This is a genomic window from Fulvivirga ulvae, assembly GCF_021389975.1.
GTDB classification, from domain to species: domain Bacteria; phylum Bacteroidota; class Bacteroidia; order Cytophagales; family Cyclobacteriaceae; genus Fulvivirga; species Fulvivirga ulvae.
In genome coordinates this window covers 2309549-2324620 of sequence record NZ_CP089981.1, presented here as the reverse complement: position 1 = coordinate 2324620, position 15072 = coordinate 2309549, and the positions used below count along the sequence as shown (strand labels likewise).

The window sequence follows — 15072 nt, the reverse complement described above, 5'->3', positions numbered from 1 at the left end:
TGTTTCCTCATTTCGTGGATTAAAGCATGTGCAAATGTACGGATATAAAGCAATAATAAGGTCTTAAAGAGAGCTGCTTCCGCCTCACTATGGCACGGGCTGTCCTGTTTCGTCAGCATGGCTTTTTTTGAAATAGGGCATCAAAATAAAGGCCGTAGTAATACCGGAGAAAGAACCTTCAAAAAGAATCGCTGCAGCAGCAATGTAAGGATTAAGGTACTTACCAAACATCTCATTTTCCTTGATGGCTGTCATAAAATCAGGATTTATCGCCTCAAGGTAAATGCATAAAAATACCGCAAAAATGAGACATGAAATGATGGAGGTAACCACACCGACACCAATTCCATTAAGATAGGCAAATGAGTCTTTATGGGCATTTTTGTAGTCTCTAATGGACATAAATACAGCCGAAAAAAGAAAGACATAATTGAGCGCCCTTAGCCAGTAGAAATGGGCCAACCCAACAATTTGCATGATAATAAAAAACAAAATGTAGGCTACGGCCGCATAAATACCGTACCTGAGTCCGATTTTCTCTATTGAATACTTGCTCATAGTGGTACTGTTTACTGTAATTAATACAACACAGCAACCACTATATTTGTTTCTCGCTTTATTTAAAAGTCGTCAACGATCTCTTCTACCTCCTGCTTCTTTTCTTCCTTCAGTTTATCATTCATTAAATATGATCTGTAAACCATTTCGATCTTATTATTTGAATGCGAGCTATACATGAGTTTTAAGCGTTCAGACTGCCAGTAATATTTACTTGACCGGTAAGCAAACTCCGGTTCTCCGAAGGCCTTTTTTAGCCCTTTATAAAGATTAGGATCTTTTTCGGTTATGACTTTAATCTCAAATATTGAGTCTTTATACACTTTAACTTCGAGATCAAAGATTTTTAGGCTTCCAATATTTTCATAATAACCCTTTTTAGCTGTATAGAGTTTAGCCTGAGGAAAAACCTCATCTTCAATATCCTTCTTATATTCTAGCCCCTCATATTCCGCAATATTTGAGGTCATTTTTATGTCTTTAAAGCCATTCCTTCTATCTAATTCTTCGGCCCCCTGAGCGAGTAACTTCCCCGACATCATTAGGAAGAGTATTACAAAACGTAATGCCATTTTCTCTATTATTTATTGGTTATATAAAAACTAATATACAAGGAATGGTGAAGAAAATGATAGCCAGCCAAAACATTTTAAATCTATGTCCGTTTTGAGAAAACGGTGGATAATACTGAGCTATATCAAAAAACAAAACAACTACTCCGACAATTAAATTATTTCATTGTACATGTAGTTGTTTATTTTATTGTCAATGTAAGTATCATTCTCATGATCTTTCAGGATATCCGTGGAAGATGGGGCTTACTTTTTCCTGTAGTACTTTGGGCATTGGCTTTAATCTATCACGGACTTCGTATTTATGGAATAAATGTCTTTTCCAATAAAAATAAAAAACACATATGGAGTTGGTTTTGATGTTCGAGAGTTAAGTCATTTAAGCATTGATGGCAGCTATTACGTCCTTTAGAAGCTCATTCCCAAAATCTTTAACCTGCGACTTTAAGTTCACCATCACACGAATGGCTTTCAAGCCATTTGCCCCCTGTAGCTCCTCCAGTTCAAGGTGCTCAACTTCGCCTGTTAGGTATTCGATGGACCTGAGATATTCTATGTATCTCATGTACTCTTCCGCTTCCTTCTGCTGGGTATAAACAATAGCAATCTTGCCCGGTTGAGTGAGTCGCTCGCTGGAACCTTTTATGTAAGCTTTATCTATCCGTTTCTTTACTATTTCATAACGAATGTTATAAGCACCATCCACATCGAAATGCTTTTCGTCCTTTCTAAACTTAATTGACAGGGGCTCTCCATGCACAAGTATCAGCTGGGTGATATCCAGCTCTTTTGGTAATTCAGGCTTAAGTTTTTCAATATTTACTGCTATCTCACATTGCGTGAGCAGTTGCCAGAGTCTGAAGTTCCTCAAGTATATCTTGCTAAACTTTTTGTTTCTTACCAGTGACTCACCCAGATATATATTATACTCAACCCCATCGGTTTTATACTTTTCAAAATAGTGGGGGAACATTTCCTGGGCATGTTGCTCTACCTGATCAAGGTACATGGATATTGTTTCATTGATCTTCGTCAGGCTTTCTTCAAAATCCTTTCTCTTATCATAAATAACTCCAAGCTTGGGATCAATAAGCTTTTCATAATCTTCTATTACCGGCCTGAGTAGTTCTTCCGACTCCTTAAAATAACTGAATGTAGGCACTACTTCATTTCTAAGGAATTCCAGCACACTTGATTCATCACCAGAATCAAGTCCTCTGGATATTTTCTTTATTTCAAGATCTACCCTATAATTGATTTCATCGAGTATAGGCATATTTTTATACTCCAGTATGGTAGATATTACCTTTTTAACCTGTTTCAGATTGTTTTTAAGGTCTTGTTGTATTGCCTTTGCTCTCTCCAGTGATGAGTTTCTGATATCAGAGAGGCCATATATGGGATACACTTCAGGGAAAATAATATCTCCAAGCTCTGCTTTTATTCCCTTTCTCCTCATACTCATCAGCTCGTAACCTTCCTCCATAAAACGCCACTCTACGGTAGGGTGAATAGCGGTACACTCTTCCTGGATTAAAGCCCTAACTTCAGTTTGCATCTCACCCAGTACTCTTTTTACTGCAGCAGTGAACATAGGAAGGACATTTTCCACCTGGGCAGCATTCATTGGATTTAGTTTCCCCGGAATAGGCGCTCCCAACTCCAACATACCAATAACCTCCTTATCGTGAACCAGTGGAGCCACCACAATACTCTTTATTCCCTTTTTTAGTAAAGCCCGTTCAATAGTTCCCTTGTTTTCATACTCTCTAAGGTCTTCAATTATTACAGGCCTCATCTTTTGATATGCCTCCTCGTAAACCGATCCTTCGAAGCACTCGCATGTCAGCGTTTCATCACTATTTGGCATCATAAAGCTGCTCCAGTCACTCGCTCCGTAATTAGAGATTACGTTATTATAAGGATCAATGTAGGACAGCCCCATTTTCATTTCCGGTAACCGGAAAATTGATCTGATTTTTTCCTGGATGGATTGGAAGCTCTCCGCGCAGGTAACGGCATCCTTCTTCAAAAGGTCGTATTTAATTGAAGACAACATCTCTTCAACAGTGACGTCCACAAGTTTAATGATACCAAAACCCTGAAATTGATATTTTTCCGGCTTAATATATTTTAGCCACAGTTCTGTATTATAAAGGTCATCGAGCAACTCTCGGATCACCTTTTTATCGATTGGGTCGGGCTCGCCGTTACACACGACATCCACAAATTGCGTGTTAAGATTTACCTTAAAAATTTGTTTCAATCCTGTTTCCTCATCCGGAACCGAAGCCAGCATTGGTCTGTCCATTGACAGGTTTGTGCCATAAAATTTATTCAAAATAAATATACAGGCCATCATTATTTTACCGGCAATGATATTATCATCAGCAAAATTAACTGTCACATCCTCACGAATATGATCTAACGGCATAATCTTGTGATAACCTGGTGTGGCAAAGATGCCCTGAAAGCTGAAAGGAACAATAGCTGCTGAGAGTTCCGACTCTATCATGGCCGGAGGAAAAACCGCACTCATTAAAAGCCCCATTAGCTTCTTGTGTTTATCCAGCTCGCCAAGATCATAAACAGGATTTCTTAACTCCGGTGCTGAATCAATCATTCGCCTGATTTCATCTGCAGGGTAACCAGAAAACAAGGTGTTTGTTTTCAGATTAGCCTCCCAGTAGTTAATGAGTGATGCCATATTGAGCACACTAACAAAAGGAAATTCAGCGGGATTTATATTACAATAAGTCATTTCTCAGGTATTATACAATAATCTAAAACGAAATTAGGTTTAAATAGGTTTAGGTTTGGCCCTTTATATAAAATTTACAAGGACCCTTCGCAGGCTGCTAACTATATACTACTTAGTCGTTTTGCTCCTTAATATATTTTAAAAACGATCTCAAAAACTTAAAAATCCTTCAAAGACAAGTAAAATGAACGTGACCAATACCGTTTAAAATCGGGAATAACTTCTAATTTTATAAGGTGAATAAGCTAAAACTATACATTATTATTCTGCTATACTGGGTATTCATCATGGGCTTATCCTCATGGTTTGCTCTGGCTAATGTAACCGGTTTTATTGAGCTGGCAGACATAGACCTTTCGGCTATTCAGAACCCGGTGATCAAATATTGGGCTTCTCCTTTCCAAATGCTCGAAGCAACACTATTTGGCCTGTTATTTGGCCTGCTTTTCATCGGGGCTAACGAGATTTCGGAAAAACTTCTGGTTGAAAAATACAGTTTCGGAAAAGTGATCCTTATCAAGAGCGCTGTTTATTTGGGAGGGTTTCTGTTAAGCACCATTACGGTCTATCTTATAATGAGCCAGTTTGATTTCTTTCCAAAAAATGCGATCAGGGAAATGAGCCAGTTTAAGTTAGTTTATTGGATCATTATCTTTGCCCTGATATTCCTGGGGTTTCAGACGCTTTTGGTAAACTTTGTGATTCAAACGATCAAAAAATTTGGACTAAACAACCTTATTAACTTCATAAGTGGCAAATATCAACACCCTGTAGTAGAAGACCGCATATTCCTGTTTATGGATCTTAAGTCTTCAACTACATATGCTGAGATGCTTGGTAATATTAAATACTCTCAACTTATAAAAGATTGCTTTGACGACATCAATCTTCTTGTTGACAAATACAAAGCAGAAATATACCAATATGTAGGTGATGAAGTAGTGCTTACCTGGAGGACCGACCGTGTAATTATCACACTTGAATATATCTCTATTTTTTATGCCTTTAAAGAAGCCCTGGAAAAACGAAGAAACCACTATATGAAAAAATATGGTGTAGTTCCCGAGTTTAAAGCCGGTGTTCACGGTGGTTTAGTAACGGTTGCTGAAATCGGCAATATCAAACGTGATATAGCATATCATGGAGATGTACTCAATACGGCTTCAAGAATACAATCGATTTGTAACGATTATGGTGAGCATTTTCTCATATCTGGGGAACTGGTTAAAAGGACCAGGGCATTGAATGGTTATAAATGCACCTCTATCGGGCAAATACAACTTAAGGGAAAGCTCTCAAGCATAGATGTCTGCTCTGTGAAAAAATAACGACATGTACTTTTATTCGCCTAACCACCCCCTAAACACACCTGCCTTTTCGCTACTTACCGTAAGGGGTTCATCTGTTGGCAGATGAAGTTCTACAAGAAGCTTTCCTTTGTGATATTTGTGTACTGTTTTAATGGTCGAAAAATTGATCAGAAACTGGCGGTTGGCTCTAAAAAATCTGTCAGGATCCAGATGGTTCCCAAGCTCATCCAGATTTTGATCGATGAGGTACTTTTTATCTTGCTGAGTTACCAAATGAACCACTCCGTGCCTGGTTTGAAAATAGGCAATATTATTGGTTTCCACGGATACCAGTTTCTCCCCTTGTCTGGCCAGAAAACGAGCTTTGTATTTTCTGTCATCCATCCTGATCCTGGAGATCAACTCACTGAGGTCAGGATGCTCGCCATTGCCAAATGCTGATCTCATCCCATGAAATTTTTGAAGACTTTGAGCCAACTCTTCTTTTTTGATAGGTTTAAGCAGGTAATCAATACTATTGACTTTAAACGCTTTAAGCATATATTCATCAAATGCAGTAGTAAAAATGACAGGCCGTGTTATCTTAATATTCTCAAAAATCTCAAAACTTACTCCGTCACTAAGCTGAATGTCCATAAAAATAAGGTCAGGAGCATTATGATTATTAAACCATTTTATGCTTTCCTCAACGCTATCCAGTACATCCACAATATCAATATCTGACTGTACTTCCTCTAATATTTTTTGCAGTCTGCGAAATGCAGGTGCCTCATCCTCAATTATCAGTACTTTCATAATTTTGCTACTAACGGTTGATCCTGCTCATTGACCAGACTGATCAATGGAATCGCCACAAGATAATTTCGTGCAGTGGTAATAACGTCTATATTCTTATTTCCAAAATATTCGTAGCGCTTCCGTATATTGGCCAGTCCCGTTTTAGTTGATTTTTCAATTACTTTCTTACTCTGCAGGTTGTTCTTAACCACAATAGATTTTCCGTTTTCAACATACACCTCTATATGCAACGGGTTGGCTTTGGAGATTACGTTATGCTTGATTGCATTTTCCACAAGCATCTGAATGGTGAGGGGAGCTATATATTGTTTTTGATATTGTTCATCTACAGAAAATTCAGCAGTTAGGTTTTCAGGATATCGCATTCTAAGCAAATAAATATAAGCCTGAGCAAATTCGAGTTCATCCTTAAGCTGCACCAGCTCCTTTTCCTTGTTAGCAAGTATATACCGATAAACTTCTGACAGCTTTTGTGTAAACTCTGTCGCTATCTCCCGATCCTCGGCTATTAATGTGGTCAGAGTATTGAGGCTGTTGAATAAAAAATGAGGGCTCATTTGATTTTGAAGTACCTCAAACTGTGTTCTTATCTGTTGGTTTTTGAGTGCCTCGTTCAGCCGTATCGTGTTCTTCCATTGTTCAAAAAAATATACGTTTTCATAAATAGAGCCAATGAAGAAAGAAGCAAGGAAATTGATATCTGTATACTTAAAGAAAATAGCAGGATCAGAGAGCTGGGCAAGGGTCTTTTTGCCCATGATAAGGCATATTCCTGTATCTCCTATTATCAAAAATATACTCAGCGCTATTATGGTAATAAAAATGCGTTTGGGAGTCTGCCTGATCAAAGGGTATTTCTTTCTAAAATAGATAAATAGCATAAAGGCTCCATTCCAGAAAAACCCGGTGATCAAAGTTGCCGTCAGGAACCTTTGGAAAAAAGGCGCATCTTCCCCTCGTTTGATCATCAACGTGAGAACCAATGCAAACACTGGTATACCAACCCATCTAAAATGCTTTTCCCTAAGTTTCATCTCTTAACCCGTAATATTTCAATTGTACTTACAAAGTAGTGAAAACATATGAATGCTACGAATCGATTTCGTGGTCAAACCGGGAAATCACGTAGTGAAAGCAGAAAATATGAGGTTTAAATTGCAAGCATGTGGTTTAAACCCCAATCGTTGACTTTAACCATTTCAAACGAGCATTCAGATTGATAATTCCGGCCTTCGCTATGATTAACATTTACAGGTGTGGAAGCATAAACTAAGTTTAGGCACAAACACTAAAAATTATCCCCATGACAAAACTATTGCTATTAACACTTGCAATTGGGTTGCTGATTTCCACTTCAGCAATGGCACAGACCCAGGTTATCAAAGGAAAGGTGCTGGATGCCCAAGCTGATTATCCACTCATTGGCGCTACCGTAACTCTGGCTGGTTCAGAACCGGTGAAGGGAGCTGTAACTGACACCAACGGTAATTTTAAAATTGAAAACGTGCCCGTAGGAAGACAAACGCTAACTGTGCAATACATTGGTTACAAAAGTATATCGGTACCCAATGTTCTGGTCACTGCCGGCAAGGAGGTTGTGGTACAGCTAAAGCTTGAAGAGTCAGTAGAGAAACTGGATGAAATCGTCATAACCTCCGAATCGGACAAGGATATGCCTCTGAATGAGTTGGCAAAGGTAAGTGCCCGCACTTTTAGTCTTGAGGAAGTAACACGTTTTTCCGGAGGCAGAAATGATGTAGCTCGCCTTGCCACGTCTTTTGCCGGGGTGAGCGCACCCGATGATTCCCGCAATGACATTGTAGTAAGAGGAAACTCACCTGTTGGTTTACTCTGGCGGGTAGAAGGTATCCCAATAGCCACTACTAATCATTTTGCTACTCAGGGAACTACCGGCGGGCCCGTAAATGCTTTAAATACTAACCTGCTTCGCACATCAGACTTCCTGACCGGGGCCTTTCCGGCAGAGTATGGTAATGCAAATGCAGCCGTTTTTGACGTCAATTTCAGAAATGGCAATAAAGATACCTATGAATTTACTGGTCAGCTCAGTGCTTTTAGCGGATTGGAGTTCATGGCTGAGGGGCCTTTGAGCAGAGCAAATAATTCCTCATTTATTGCTTCATATCGCTATGGAATCGCCAGCCTGGCGGCAACAGGAACTACCGCAGTTCCTTATTATCAGGATTTCTCCTTTAAGTTAAATCTTGGTGAAACAAAGGCAGGCAGGTTCGAAATATTTGGTCTTGGCGGGTTAAGCAATATAGATTTTAAGGGTGATGAGATTGAAAACGATGACCTGTTCGCTAATCCCAATGAAGACGCTTATGTGGATAATCAGCTTGGACTAATCGGTATAAATCATTTGATCCGACTAAATAAGACTACGTATATAAAAACCGCATTCGGAGCTTCAACTAATTTTAATGAATACCAGCAAGACAACTTGGTGAAAAACGCCGAAGATGTACTTCTGGAAAAGTATAATGCTGTTGACGCATCCACAAGAGAAAGCAGATATACATTGTCATCCACTTTAAATAAAAAATTCAATGCAAAATGGAGTCTTAAAACAGGGGTGCTCATAGAGCGATATGATGCTGACTTCTCAGTCATTGACCGCGATAATCGTGCTAATATACCGGATGATGACGCTGATGGCATTCCGGACTACTATGTTACTATTCGTAACCTAAAGGATACCTACACGCTCAGTCAGCTATTTGCTCAGGCTGAAAATAAGCTTACCGATAATTTAAGTGTTACCTTCGGACTCCATAGTCAGTATCTAGATTACACTGATGACGTTATACTCGAGCCCAGGGCTGCTATTAGCTGGCAAATGACGGCTAACCAACGTTGGAGCCTGGCTTATGGATTTCATGCTCAAACTGTTCCTACACCTGTCCTGTTTTTTGAGGAGGAAATATCTTCTGGTGTTTACGAACGTACTAATGAGGATCTTGAGTTCATAAAAAGTCATCATTATGTACTGGCCTACGATCGAAACCTTGGGGCAGACTGGCGATTAAAGACCGAGGCTTATTACCAAAATATTTTTGATGTACCGGTAGAAAGCCAGTCAGGAAGCTATTCTGTACTCAACGAGGGCGCCGATTTTATTTTCAATGAAAGGGGTTCACTGGTTAATGACGGCAGCGGTAAAAATTACGGCATAGAACTTACCCTGGAAAAATTCTTTAGCCGGGGTTATTATCTTTTAATGACATCCTCCATGTACGAATCAAAATACAAGGGGAGTGATGGCATAGAGCGTAATACTGCTTTTAACAATAATCTTGTGGCTAATCTTCTTTTGGGCAAGGAGTGGGCATTTGGTGAAAGCAAAAGAAATGCCCTTACATTTGACACCAAATTAACCACAGCAGGAGGCAAGCCCTATACTCCGGTTGACCTTGAAGCTACTCGTAACAATGCCGGAAGGGAGATTCGTATGGAGAATATCGCTTTTTCGGAGCGCTATAACACGTACTTTCGCTGGGATGTAAAATTTGGGGTAAGGCTAAATAGCAAAAACAAAAATATTTCCCATCAGTTTTTTGTAGATCTGCAAAATGTAACCAACCGTAAAAATGAATTTGTAAGAAGATACAATGAAGTTACGGATCACGTAGATCTTGTAGAGCAAATAGGCTTCTTTCCAGATGTGATGTATAGAATTCAATTTTAAAATTTCACCGCTATGGTAGAGGTATTTAAAACCAATATTGTCGATGCCCGGGATGCTGAAAGGGTGCTGGTTACTCTTTCGCATCATTTTCCTTTTGCTTCCATAAATTTTGACTTAACAGATGTAGATAAAATACTTAGAATAGAATACAAAAGCTATCTGGTTAATTTTAATAAACTGGTTTCCATGATAGAAGAGATGGGTTTCGAAATTGAGTTCCTTGAAGATCATCAACCAATGCGTGGATTTTTCTAAGCATTCCCGGTACATTTAAAAATAATGAGGGCTAAAAACCACACTTAGCCGTGATAGTAATATGGGCATGAAGGATATGTAAAAGCTGAAAATAAAGCAATAAGGTAGAGAGTAGTGAAGATCTCTGCCTAGCTGTTCATTACTTTTATTAGATTTGTCTATATCCCAATGATTGAAGTCTGCAACATCTCAAAATCCTATCACTCCACTCCTGTAGTTAATGAAGTATCATTTTCTGTAGCTCAGGGAGAAGTTTTAGTTTTGTTGGGTACTAGCGGAAGTGGAAAAACGACCATATTAAAGATCATTAACCGATTGATCGAAAAAGACAGCGGAAAGGTATTTATAGAATCAGAAGACACTGATAATCTTACTGCCTATGAGCTTCGGCGCAAGATAGGGTATGTTATTCAAAGTATAGGACTGTTTCCCCACTATACAATAGAGCAGAATATTGCTGTTGTACCAGAACTTCTAAGCTGGAACAAATCCCAAATTCAAAACAGAGTGAACAGCCTGCTGGAAATGATGAACCTTCCTTCATCATTAAAATCAAGAAAACCTCATGAGCTAAGTGGAGGGCAGCAACAACGTGCCGGCATAGCCCGTGCACTTGCTGCGGACCCACCGTTGATCTTGATGGATGAGCCTTTTGGTGCCCTGGACCCAATTACCCGGCAAGAACTTCAAAACGAATTTAAACGACTTGAGGGAGTAATCAACAAAGCGATCATAATTGTAACACATGATATCATAGAAGCTATGGTGCTTGGCGACAAAATATGCCTTCTTAATGCAGGGGAGATTCAACAAATAGGTACACCTAAAGAGCTCCTTTTTCATCCTGCAAGTCCATTTGTAGAAGAGTTTTTTGGCCAGCATAAATTACAGCTTGAGCTAAATGCAGTAACTCTGCATGATCTTGCCAGTTTTATGAGTTTCAAGGATTTTGATTTGTATTCCGGCCTAAAGCCTGAAACCAGCCTTGCTGAATGCTTAATACATACCGATAAAAATGTAAACATAGAGTTTGAAAAACTACTAAAGCTCTATTTTAATAATAGAGAGGTATTAATCAGGAAATTCAAGGATACTGCTTAGTCGAATCCCTATTGCAAAACCCTTATTTAATAAACATAAAAAAGAAGGTCGCTCAAAAAGCTTTTGAAACGACCCTCAACCACACAAGGAATGGCTTAATTTTTAACGTTTCACTCAAGCACCAGCTTAAATATCTTATCTTTCGTTCCAAGATCAATCCTCAGCATATATACTCCTTTGGGTTTATTATTTAACTGAAACCTGATTTTATTTACAGCCTGCTCATACTCTACTTCTACCTTTCGCCCCATGGTATCATATAATTCTACTGATACATCTCCGTTTACTTGACCACTCAAAAGCAAAGCATATTGTCCTTTCCCGGGATTAGGGTAAAGCAATATGTCATTTTCAGCCCAACCGGATTCTACTTTGATGGTTTTCAGATAAGCTCTTACTCCGTCAAAATCCGTTTGCGACAGTCTGTAAAACGCACTACTAACCTTATTAACCCGATCCAGGTATTCATAATTATGCTCTTCCGAAGTTGTCCCATAACCGTTGCTAAACCCGATAATTTCCCAGTCAGTACCATCCGGCGATTTTTCTATAGTGAAGAAGTCGTTGTTTAACTCACTTCCCGTACCCCACTTTAATACTATGTCTCCTGACTTTTCAATTGCTCCGTTAAAGTATAAAAGGGAAACCGGCAGAGGGTCAGAAGACACTTCGTCACTTATACCTTCTCCATCACTCCCTGAGGGTTGCTCATCTGGCACAGAATTACATGGGTCCGTACCGTTATTGCAGCCGGATGAGCCATTGCTTGTAGACACTGATGTATTTCCAGGTTGAGTCACAGAAAACATTACACGACCCTGACCACCTCCGCCACCAGCTCCATGAATATCGGTGGTAATAGCTGAGCCTCCGCTACCACCATTAGCCGACACAGCCAAGGTACACCCTGCATCAATGCTGAAATTGGGGACACTAAAAATTATTGTTCCTCCTCCCCCGGCACCACCTGACCCATCATTTCCGGAATCATTGGCATCAACACCATTAGCGGAAACAGCACGCCCACCGCATGTTCCTGTCGTAATGATTTCATTGGCCTTGATCAATATAATTCCTCCCCCGTTAGCTCCGGAAGAGCCAACGCTATTATTTTGGTGAGCTCCGCCTCCACCACCACCCATAAATATCCGGCTGGAAGTTATATACGAACTTAAAGATACGCCACCTTGCCCGCCAACAGGGCTTGCAGTGCAGTTCCAGCCATCTCCGCCTTCTCCTCCGGCGGTAACATTTCCTCCTCCGCCACCTCCTCCATTGTGAATAGCTCCAGCCCCACCACCATTAACAACCTTTGCCCGTCCCTGGTCAAAATTGGAGTTGGTTATCTTGTAAATTCCTTCTCCTTTCTTTCCTGCATATCCGGTATTGCTGGTTGTCCAGGTAGTAGCAAAGCATGCAACTGTACCATTGTTAACAGAAACTGTTCCTCCCCTAAACCCCATTCCATCCACATTAATGTTATGGTCCAAAGTTAAAACCCCACTAACCTGCAACGCTATAACCCCGCCAACACTTCCATTCCAAGCCAGTGCAGTAAGATCAGATGTAGTGGTATAATCTCCGCCACCGCCCAGATCAGGGAATGAGATAACCTGTACCGAGGAGTTACTTCCTGTATGATATGAATTTTTTAATGAAGCAGTAAGGGTAATACTTGAGCCTGTCACTGAAGCTATTGTACCCAATTCATACAGGCCCGCAGACTGAATGTTATCCAAGGTTCCAAAATTACTATCGTTAGATGTGTTAGAACCTATTACATCATCCTGCATCTGCATAATAATGACCTGCTCACCTGAGACAAAGGTATCGTTAGTCTCGTTAATATCAGAGAGTGTAAGTGTTGTTCCTGAAATGCCGGTAACTTTAGCATAAGCATTTATAACATTCTGAGCCTTAAGGTGATTCAAACCAAAAAGCAAAAGTGTAAGTACACTAATAAAAAGCCTAATCATGGGTATTATGTATTATAATTGTTAAAACCTACTTAATTATGATCTTTACTTGTTTTTGTTGCCGGCCTGACTGGAAGTCGAGAATATAAACACCTTCACCTAAGCCTGATGTGCTGACTACGGCCGGTTGCCCGAAGGAGACTCCTTCATTTAATACCTGGCCTTTTATTGTTTGAATTTGCCAAGTTGCACTTTCTTCACCCACTCCATACACGTAGATGGAGCCTTCCTGAGCAATCGGATTTGGCATGATCCTTAATTCAGAGCTTGCTTGCCCGCCATCTGCCTTAATAACTTTCTGATATGAGTAGCTACCGTCAAAATCTGTTTGCTTTAATCTGTAGTAAGTTATATCCTGAAGCTGTATCTTATCTTTCCATTGGTATTCTGTTGCCATGTAAGAGGTTCCCGCACCATCGACCACGCCTACGTTGACAAATGACTTACCGTCAATTGATTTCTCAATGGTAAAGTAGTCATTGTTAAGCTCCGAGGCTGTTTTCCATTCTAATACCACATGGTTATTTACGAGCCGGTATTCCATGGCAATAACTGTGACAGGCAAAGCTCCACAGTTTCCACAACAGCCATCAGAACAAGTAGCATTTATTCCATTATTATTATCGGTTATTGTTCCCCCTACCACAAGCGTACCATCAGGAATATCAATTGAAGCGCCATAATCATTTAGGAGGTCGTTGGTGACCGTAACAATACCGCCTCCGTCAATATCCATATTACTGGCAAAGGCATTGTTAAAATATCCTACATTCAAATTTGAACCATTGACATTGATATAACCCTCGTTTACGGGATTGCCGTTGGTGTCATATCCATTATCAAAAGTACCTCCTATGGTAAATGTAGAATTGTTGATTATGTCAAGCTGGGCCTGGAAGCTGTTGTTAAAATCATTGGAAATATTTACCGTGCTATTATCAACCATCAGTTGCGAACCACCTTCAGTGGTGAGGTCGCCATCAGAAACAATGAGGCTCCCTCCATTCTGAACGGTGGTAGCAGACCCACTGTCGTTTTTATAATTACCTGAATTTATGGTCATTGTTGAATTGTCAATAGTAAGGTCTGCAGAGTTTCCATTGACAAAGTTTCCATCGGTAACAGTAAATAAGGTTCCGTTTTCCAGGTTGAGGATCGAGCCGTATTCATTTTTGCTTTCATTGGTCCCTCCATTATTACCAACATTTACTGTCATATTTGAGATAGTCAGCGATTTGTCATAAATGTTATTATAGAACCTTCCTGCGATATCAAGGGTGCCACCACCAGATATGGTGTAAGTACCACCGGGCCATATACCAGTCTCAAAATTCCCAGTTACAGTAACTGTAACACCCGCGCCTATCACCAGGGTGGCATCACTTGAAAATTTGAGCGCACCGCTAATAGTAATATCAGAACTGATGGTACACGCGCCTGAAATGGTCAGGTCACCGGATGTATACCCACTGGTACATTGGGCACTTCCTTCTGTATGACATAGCAAAAGGAGTGACCACATTACAGTGATTATCAGTAAGCAATTCTTTTTCTTAATTTTCATATCTTATTCATTCAATTGATAACTTAATTTCTCTGATATCATCCCTTTTGACATCTGCCATATTGATTTCCCCCACCGGGATTACTGTCGGTAGCAAAAAGAACCAGGAGCCATGCGGTTCCCAAAACAGGCACTAATCCAAGAAGCATTAGCTGGCCTCCTTCGCCAATATCATGCAACCGACGCACGCATACAGCCAGCGTTGGAATAAATGCAACAACTAGGTATGCGATAGAAAACAAGCCAAAACCAAAACCGATAACGGCTGTTCCTGCCTTGTTATCAATTACCATTGTCAGGAACAAAAACAGCATGTTGAAAAGCATGAACATCCAAAATTCCCTTCTTCGGGCTCTCCCGTAAAACCTTGAGTATTTCTTAAAAACCATTAAATACCAATACATAGGCTAATCTTTTAATTATATTTCCTTTAAGGTGATCTTGCTTATCCAGGCAGAAGTATGGGTC

Annotated in this window: 13 protein-coding genes; 5 read left to right on the top strand and 8 right to left on the bottom strand. The window is 40.0% G+C overall.

Going from position 1 to position 15072, the window contains the following annotated elements:
• Positions 1-87: 87 nt before the first annotated feature.
• Positions 88-558, bottom strand: coding sequence for a DUF4199 domain-containing protein (locus LVD17_RS09660; RefSeq protein WP_233766379.1), 471 nt, complete (start codon positions 556-558; stop codon positions 88-90).
• A gap of 62 nt (positions 559-620) precedes the next feature.
• Positions 621-1130, bottom strand: a complete 510-nt coding sequence (locus LVD17_RS09655; RefSeq protein ID WP_233766377.1) for a hypothetical protein — start codon at positions 1128-1130, stop codon at positions 621-623.
• 105 nt (positions 1131-1235) lie between these two features.
• Between LVD17_RS09655 and LVD17_RS28685 the strand changes: the two genes are divergently transcribed.
• Positions 1236-1490, top strand: coding sequence for a 2TM domain-containing protein (locus tag LVD17_RS28685; protein ID WP_370688808.1), 255 nt, complete (start codon positions 1236-1238; stop codon positions 1488-1490).
• Between the two features lie 19 nt (positions 1491-1509).
• Here the strand turns inward: LVD17_RS28685 and LVD17_RS09650 are convergent, their stop codons facing one another.
• On the bottom strand, positions 1510-3837 hold the full coding sequence (locus tag LVD17_RS09650; RefSeq protein WP_233766376.1) for a GAF domain-containing protein: 2328 nt from the start codon (positions 3835-3837) through the stop codon (positions 1510-1512).
• A 290-nt stretch (positions 3838-4127) separates the two neighbouring features.
• On the opposite strand from LVD17_RS09650, the gene LVD17_RS09645 reads away from it, so the two are divergent.
• A complete protein-coding gene (locus LVD17_RS09645) occupies positions 4128-5219 on the top strand; it encodes an adenylate/guanylate cyclase domain-containing protein (protein ID WP_233766375.1) in 1092 nt (363 codons plus the stop codon).
• 12 nt (positions 5220-5231) lie between these two features.
• Here the strand turns inward: LVD17_RS09645 and LVD17_RS09640 are convergent, their stop codons facing one another.
• Both LVD17_RS09640 and LVD17_RS09635 read right to left on the bottom strand, forming a co-directional pair.
• Positions 5232-5996: a LytR/AlgR family response regulator transcription factor gene (locus LVD17_RS09640; RefSeq protein ID WP_233766374.1), complete on the bottom strand. Its 765-nt coding sequence runs from the start codon at positions 5994-5996 to the stop codon at positions 5232-5234.
• Entirely contained in the window at positions 5993-7033 is a 1041-nt protein-coding gene (locus tag LVD17_RS09635; protein WP_233766373.1) for a sensor histidine kinase, read from the bottom strand. Before LVD17_RS09635 ends, LVD17_RS09640 begins: the two co-directional genes overlap by 4 nt.
• 269 nt (positions 7034-7302) lie before the next feature.
• Here LVD17_RS09635 and LVD17_RS09630 point away from each other — a divergent pair, with 269 nt between their 5' ends.
• The 3 genes from LVD17_RS09630 (at position 7303) to LVD17_RS09620 (ending at position 11064) form a co-directional block, all read left to right on the top strand.
• Positions 7303-9708 (top strand): TonB-dependent receptor, encoded by a 2406-nt coding sequence (locus LVD17_RS09630; protein ID WP_233766372.1) that lies wholly within the window; start codon positions 7303-7305, stop codon positions 9706-9708.
• Positions 9709-9720: 12 nt separating this feature from the next.
• Positions 9721-9963, top strand: coding sequence for a hypothetical protein (locus LVD17_RS09625; protein ID WP_233766370.1), 243 nt, complete (start codon positions 9721-9723; stop codon positions 9961-9963).
• Positions 9964-10131: 168 nt separating this feature from the next.
• Positions 10132-11064, top strand: coding sequence for an ABC transporter ATP-binding protein (locus LVD17_RS09620; protein ID WP_233766368.1), 933 nt, complete (start codon positions 10132-10134; stop codon positions 11062-11064).
• 110 nt (positions 11065-11174) lie between these two features.
• Here the strand turns inward: LVD17_RS09620 and LVD17_RS09615 are convergent, their stop codons facing one another.
• The 3 genes from LVD17_RS09615 to LVD17_RS09605 are packed head-to-tail and all read right to left on the bottom strand — an operon-like array spanning position 11175 to position 15008.
• Complete coding sequence (locus tag LVD17_RS09615; protein ID WP_233766366.1) at positions 11175-13040, bottom strand: T9SS type A sorting domain-containing protein; 1866 nt, start codon at positions 13038-13040, stop codon at positions 11175-11177.
• Between the two features lie 28 nt (positions 13041-13068).
• Entirely contained in the window at positions 13069-14604 is a 1536-nt protein-coding gene (locus LVD17_RS09610; RefSeq protein ID WP_233766364.1) for a T9SS type A sorting domain-containing protein, read from the bottom strand.
• 38 nt (positions 14605-14642) lie between these two features.
• Complete coding sequence (locus LVD17_RS09605; RefSeq protein ID WP_233766363.1) at positions 14643-15008, bottom strand: DUF805 domain-containing protein; 366 nt, start codon at positions 15006-15008, stop codon at positions 14643-14645.
• Positions 15009-15072: the final 64 nt, after the last annotated feature.